Origin of the sequence: Bradyrhizobium sp. BRP56 (assembly GCF_020194035.1) — a bacterium.
In the GTDB taxonomy this organism is placed as follows: domain Bacteria; phylum Pseudomonadota; class Alphaproteobacteria; order Rhizobiales; family Xanthobacteraceae; genus Bradyrhizobium; species Bradyrhizobium australafricanum.
Map to the genome: position 1 here is coordinate 1 of NZ_JADYVV010000153.1, position 2,160 is coordinate 2,160.

Here is a 2,160-nt window from a genome sequence, read left to right on the forward strand (position 1 = left end):
CGGACCGAGCTGCCATTGGCCGATAGGCAGGCAATCTCGCATCGGTCGTCCAGAGAGAGCTGCTTGTAAGTCCGCCCCATGGCAACACCTCCTCAAGGAAGTGTTGCACTTCGTTTGTGAACTCAGGGGACCCATAACCACAGTCGGCTATTGGTTGAACGAGATGTGGCCCCAGCGTCGACAGACAATGAACAACGATGGTTATGGGTCCCGGCCTTCGCCGGGACGACAGCGAGGGCTAATTCACCTGCCGGTCCTTGCCCGCCCAATACGGTTCACGCAGGCTCCGCCGCAGAATCTTGCCCGACGGGTTGCGCGGCAGCGCCGGGATGAAGTCGACCGATTTCGGCGTCTTGTAGCCGGCGATCCGTTCGCGCGTGAAGTTGATGATGTCGGTCGCGGTCGCGCTCTTGCCCGGCTTCATCACCACCACCGCCTTCACCGCCTCGCCCCATTTGTCGTCGGGAATGCCGATGACAGCGGCTTCCGCCACGTCGGGGTGGTCGCACAGCGCGCTCTCGACCTCGGCTGGATAGATGTTCTCGCCGCCGGAGATGATCATATCCTTGATGCGGTCGTGGATGTAAAGGTAGCCGTCCTTGTCCATGTAGCCGGCATCGCCGGTGCGCAGCCAGCCGTCGCTGTCGATGGTGCGCACGGTGGCCTCGGGCAGATTCCAGTAGCCGGCCATGTTGGAGCCGGAACGGGTGGCGATCTCGCCGACTTCGCCCGGCGGCAGCGGCTTGCCGTCCGGATCGAGGATCGCAAGCTCGATACCGGGCAACGCCTTGCCAGCCGAGCGCATGCGGTCGAGCCCCTCGATGTGATCCTCCGGCGGCAGCGCGACGATGGTGCCGGTGGTCTCGGTCATGCCGTACATCTGCACGAAGCCGCATTTGAAGACCTCGATGCACTCCTTCAGCAGCGCCGCCGGAATCGGGGAGGCGCCATAGAGCATGTATTTCAGGCGGGAGAAGTCGACCTGCCGCGCCCGCGGCTGCCGCACCACGAACTGCATCGCGGCCGGCACCATGAAGAGCTTTGTGATGCCGGACTGCTCGAAGAAGTCGAGCACCTTGGTCGGATCGAACTCGCGCGCGATCACGCCGCGGGCGCCGTGATAGAGGCCCATCACGCCCCAGCCGGAGCCGCCGATGTGGAAGATCGGCATCGCGACCAGCGAGACGTCGTCGGTGGTCCAGCGGTTCCACTCCGGCTTCTCGGCCTCGTTGCCGCTTTGCACGAGGTTGAGGAAATTGGCGTGTGACAGCATCGCGCCTTTCGGCTTGCCCGTCGTGCCCGAGGTGTAGAGCTGGATCGCGATGTCCTTCGGCTCGATCGCAACGCGCGGGTCGTCGCCGCCCTGCGCATCGCGCCAGGCGACGAAGTCGGGCCATTCCGGCGCGCCGCCCTCGGTCGTGATGATGGTGCGGACGCTGGGCAGCTTGTCGCTGATGTTGCGCGCCTGCGTGATGAATTCGGGGCCGACGAACAGCACGGGGGCCCTGCAGTCGTCGACGATGAAGGCGACCTCGGGGCCTGCAAGGCGCCAGTTCACCGGCGCCATCACCACACCGGCCTTCATCGCGCCCATCAACAGCTCGAAATAGAAGTCGCTGTTCTTGCCGAGATAGGCGATGCGCTCGCCCTTCTTGACGCCCATCGCGATCAGCGCGTTGGCGACGCGGTTGGTCTTGATGTCGAACTCGGCGAAGCTGGTTTGCCGTCCCTCGAATTCATAGGCCAGCGCATCGCCGCGGCTCTTGGCGCGCTCGCGCACCATGTCGGCAAGGTTGGTCAGTTTCGGCGCGTCGGACATGTTTCCCCCGTGACGTCTTGTTTTGGTTGCGCCGAGTGTGGCGACATCCAGCAGCAAAGACAATACGGAGGGGCGTCCACGATCCATCCACATCGTCGTCCCGGGCAAGCGAAGCGCGACCCGGGACCCATAACCAAAGGATCGAGTTGTGGAGCGCGCTGTGGCCCCAGCGTGCTCGGTAGCTTTGAGCGGTGGTTATGGGCCCTGCTTTCGTGTTTGGTCCCTGCTGATTGGTTTGATGGAATCGGTGTAGAACGAGGCGTGGCCTTTGTCAGGGAGCACCTCGGGTCATGGAACTGAGCCTGCACGCGAACGCCACGACGACGCCGAAGACGCGCGCC

The 2,160-nt window shown here is 64.0% G+C and carries 1 protein-coding gene; it reads right to left on the bottom strand.

Annotation, left to right across the window (positions count from 1 at the left end; genetic code table 11):
* Positions 1–238: 238 nt before the first annotated feature.
* Positions 239–1,819: a fatty acid--CoA ligase gene (locus I6F38_RS43085; RefSeq protein ID WP_225164669.1), complete on the bottom strand. Its 1,581-nt coding sequence runs from the start codon at positions 1,817–1,819 to the stop codon at positions 239–241.
* Positions 1,820–2,160 lie beyond the last annotated feature (341 nt).